Source organism: Paenarthrobacter sp. CM16 (assembly GCF_013179505.1).
Classification (GTDB): Bacteria; Actinomycetota; Actinomycetes; order Actinomycetales; family Micrococcaceae; genus Arthrobacter.
Genome location: NZ_JABMCX010000372.1, coordinates 1 through 3,870, shown reverse-complemented (window position 1 = coordinate 3,870; position 3,870 = coordinate 1). Strand labels below are relative to the sequence as shown.

Genomic DNA, 3,870 nt, shown 5'->3' with positions numbered 1-3,870 from the left:
AAGAGCACGACCTCCTGCTGGTGGAGCCTTCGCCCGCCTCAACCCCGGACGAACAACTCCGGGAGTCTCTTCGTCGCGTTGCCGACCCAGGGCTCCTGACCACCCCGTACCTTTCTCTTCGCCTCCACTTGTGGGCCCTCGCCCAGGCCGACGAGGAGTTTGCCCGGATCAACGCCGCAGCTTTCGACCGGTACCTTCAAGGGCTTGCGGCATTGATCGGCAATGCCGTTTCCGGGTTGTCGCAGGATGAATCCAGGGAGCGGGCGGCCGACATCGTGGTGGTGCAGAACGGCATGTGGCTCACCACCCTCCTGGGGATCGACAAGGCCGCAATCGAGCGCGGCATTGCCCGCACGGAAGAGATTGCCTTCGCGCCGTCGCGGCACCAGGCCGGGTCTTAGTCTTCCGGAAGAAACGACGACGGCGGCAGCACCGCCGTCGTTGTCTGCCTTGTCCGGATCAGCTCGGGGGACGGATTTCACCGGAGCCCCGCTGTATCAATTCGGTGGGGACGACATAGGTCCGGGCGGGGTTCGCGTCGCCGTCGATCCTTGCAAGGATCCGCTCAGCTGCAAGCTTGCCGATGCGCTCGGGGTGCTGGGCGATCACGGTGATCCCGGGGTCCATCATGTCGGCCAACATGAAATCATCGAACCCGATGAGGGCAACCTTGTGATGCAGTCCCAGTGCTTTAAGGGCCCGCATGGCGCCAAACGTCACCAGGTTCTGACTGGAGAAAATCGCCGTCGGAGGGTTTTCCGAGGTGAGTAGTTCGTGAGCGGCCCGAAAGGCGGTTTCCTCATCGTGCAGGTTCTCCCGAACCGCGACAACGGAGGTGGAAATGCCTGCACCGCCGACGCCGTCCAGGAATCCCGTCCGGCGCTTCCCGGCAGTCTGGATGTCCGTCCGGTCGCCAAGGTAGGCCAGCCGGGTATGTCCGTGCTCGATGAGATGGGCCGCCGCGTTTGCCGCACCGACTTCGTTATCAGTGACTACCGCGTCAGCTTCGATACCCGCCGGTTCACGGTCAATGAATACCAGTGGCAGGTCCCGGGAGTGCTCCGGGATCATGTAGGCCTGGCTCTTGGAAATGGTGGTCAGGACAAGCCCGTCAACCCGGCGGCCCAGGAAAGCTGAAATGAGCTTCTTTTCCCGCTCGGGATCGTCATCCAGGCTGGCGGCGAAGACTGCAATTCCGCGCAAAGCCAGGGCGTCTTCCATGGCCCTGTGAATTTCTCCACTGAACGGGTTGGATACGCTCGGAAGCAGCAGGCCTATGGACTGGGTCTTGCGTCCGGAACGCTTGAGGCTGCCCGCAGTGATGTCCAGTTGGTACTGCAGTTGTTCGGTGGCACGGATGACGCGCTGCCGGGTGGCCTCGGAGACTCCAGGCTCGTCGTTGACTACCCGGGAGACCGTTTTGATCCCAACCCCGGCGAGATCCGCCACGTTCTTCATCGTTGGGCGCTTGTGCCCGGAATCCGGTTGATAAGGATTGGACACCGTTGTCAACTTGCTTCTCCTCATCTTGATTCAACACTTGACTCTATCGTGTGGGCTTGCTTACATGTTGACTGACAACGTTGTCATTGTGAAAATGCGCCCGGACCCATCCCCCTGCCGCTCCTCCGATCAGCCGGCAACCCGACGAAAGAACCAAGATGCACAACCTTGCCCCGGGCGGATCCGCCCAAACCCCCCTGGACGTCCTCGTTATCGGCGAGGCCTTGGTGGACATTGTGAACACCCGGGAAGGACGCATCAGCTACCCTGGCGGGTCCCCTGCCAACGTCGCCTACGGGCTGGGCCGTCTCGGGGTGCCGACCGGGCTTCTCACAGCGATCGGCGACGACGAACACGGCTCCGCCATCACCTCCCACCTCCACAGCGCCGGCGTCCACCTGCTTCCAGGATCAACGTCCCTTGGGCGCACTGCCACGGCCACCGCTACCCTCGCAACGGACGGGTCGGCCAGCTACGAGTTCGACATCCGCTGGGAACTTGCACCCGTTGCCCCGGCCATGATTCCCAAAGTCCTGCATACCGGATCCATCGCCACCTTCCTGGCCCCGGGAGCGTCCACCGTGCGCACCCTCCTTGAGCAGAGCCACGACTCCTGCCTGGTCACCTATGACCCCAACATCCGCCCGGCCCTCCTTGGCAGCCACGCCGAAGCGCAGCGGACCTTCGAGGACCTGCTCCCCCTTATTGACGTCATCAAACTCAGCGATGAGGACGCGCAGTGGCTCTATCCCGAGTCCTCGCCGGACGACGTCGCCTCCCGCCTACTCAACCACGGCGCCCGGATGGCCGTCATCACCCGTGGCGCCGAAGGTGCACTCCTTGCCACTCCGGGGGCGCGCGCCACCATCCCGTCCGTGAAGACCCAGGTTGCAGACACTATCGGCGCCGGCGACTCCTACATGGCCGCGCTCATCTTTGAACTGCTGGCCAGAGGGGAAAAGGCGTTTGCACCAACAGCCCTCGGCCACATCGGACAGACCGCTGCTATTGCCGCCGCGATCACCGTCAGCAGGCCCGGCGCCAATCCTCCAACCTCCGATGAACTTCAAGCCCGGTTGGAAGGACTCAACCAGCAGCCGCTGGCCTCTGTATAGACCGGGGCAGAACTCCCCATGGCACTGCTGCGGGCCGACGCCTACGATGTCAGTGGACCACTCGGTCCCCTTTAGTCACTTTTTTGGGGAAAAGGACCTTACCCATGCCGTTGCAGCGACGTGCCGCCCACCATCCGATTCGAAGGACGCGGCAGGGGGTGTGGGCCATCCTGACGGCAGTCATCCTGGTGGCTGCGGGCCTCTTCGCCGGCGCCGCGCCCGCTTCGGCCGCGACGTACACGTTCAAGGGAGTCGTCAAAGGAAAATTGACAGCTACCGCAACGGCCACTCCCCTGGGCGACGTGTGGGTGGGTGCGTATACCAACGACGAACGGGCCTCCTATGTAGCCGGCGCCTGGTCCGCGGCCGATGGCTCCTACAGTTTCACCGTGCCGGCGGCCGGCAGTTACAAGATATGGACTACCTGCAGCACCGGACCCTGTTCCGCCACGTATGCGGATGAGTGGAACGGCAACCAGTCCAGTTCCTACGGTTCGACGCCGGTTGCCGTCACCGACGCTGCCCCCACCACCACTTTCAACCCGCAGTTGGAAGCCTTCGGCAGCATGACCGGCCGGGTCACCAATAAGGCCGGCCAGCCACTGACTGCTGTGTCCGTTTCAGCTTCGCCCAACAACGGCGGACAGATCAGCAGCACCAAGCCAGACGCCAACGGCTACTTCACCCTTACCAAGATCCGCCCCAACCAGGCCTACATCAGCGTCCGGGACGAGTCCGGCCAGCGCCTCTACCTGGAGCAGTACTGGACCGGCACCACCATGGTGGACACCTACACAGTGGCCGCTGTTCCTGCGGGAGTTAAATGGACCAACGTGAACTTCGTCCTCAAGGATGAAACCGTCATGGAGGCCACCGTCGTCGATCCGGCCGGCGCGCCGATTGCCGACGTCGGGTATTCGCCGATGGTCTACAACGAAGCCACGGCAGCTTGGGAGGGCCCGCAGATGGGGCCGCTGACCTCGGATGCGCAGGGCAAGATCTACTGGCGCATGACGGTGGGCAGGAAGTACAAGCTCTGCGTCTCGGACACTTTCTACGAGGGCGCACCCCGCGAGAAGCGATACAAGGCCGAGTGCTACGACAACACCGCCACCCTGGACACGGCCACCGTCCTGACGGCCACTGCTGCCGGCCAGCGCATCAAGCTGACCATGCAGCTGGACGTTGCGGGGCTGTCGCTGACACCTGACAGGCCTTTCGTTTACGGCTCTGCCCAGGCAGGTCAGAAGCT

Annotated in this window: 4 protein-coding genes; 3 read left to right on the top strand and 1 reads right to left on the bottom strand. The window is 63.3% G+C overall.

Going from position 1 to position 3,870, the window contains the following annotated elements; genetic code table 11:
* A partial coding sequence (locus HP499_RS21910; protein ID WP_172326209.1) for a TetR family transcriptional regulator C-terminal domain-containing protein occupies positions 1-401 on the top strand: 401 nt, incomplete at its 5' end.
* 58 nt (positions 402-459) lie between these two features.
* Here HP499_RS21910 and HP499_RS21905 read toward each other — a convergent pair.
* Positions 460-1,458: a LacI family DNA-binding transcriptional regulator gene (locus tag HP499_RS21905; protein ID WP_172326208.1), complete on the bottom strand. Its 999-nt coding sequence runs from the start codon at positions 1,456-1,458 to the stop codon at positions 460-462.
* Between the two features lie 203 nt (positions 1,459-1,661).
* Between HP499_RS21905 and HP499_RS21900 the strand changes: the two genes are divergently transcribed.
* Together HP499_RS21900 and HP499_RS21895 are read left to right on the top strand one after the other, a co-directional pair.
* Entirely contained in the window at positions 1,662-2,618 is a 957-nt protein-coding gene (locus HP499_RS21900) for a carbohydrate kinase (RefSeq protein ID WP_172326207.1), read from the top strand.
* Between the two features lie 104 nt (positions 2,619-2,722).
* Positions 2,723-3,870, top strand: a 1,148-nt coding sequence (locus HP499_RS21895; protein WP_172326206.1) for a carboxypeptidase-like regulatory domain-containing protein, incomplete at its 3' end; no start/stop codon positions are given.

What these genes read in the sequence shown, in the direction of transcription:
- HP499_RS21905 (WP_172326208.1), bottom strand. Translation starts at nt 1,458, where the DNA reads ATGAAGAACGTGGCGGATCTCGCCGGGGTTGGGATCAAAACGGTCTCC.
- HP499_RS21900 (WP_172326207.1), top strand. Translation starts at nt 1,662, where the DNA reads ATGCACAACCTTGCCCCGGGCGGATCCGCCCAAACCCCCCTGGACGTC.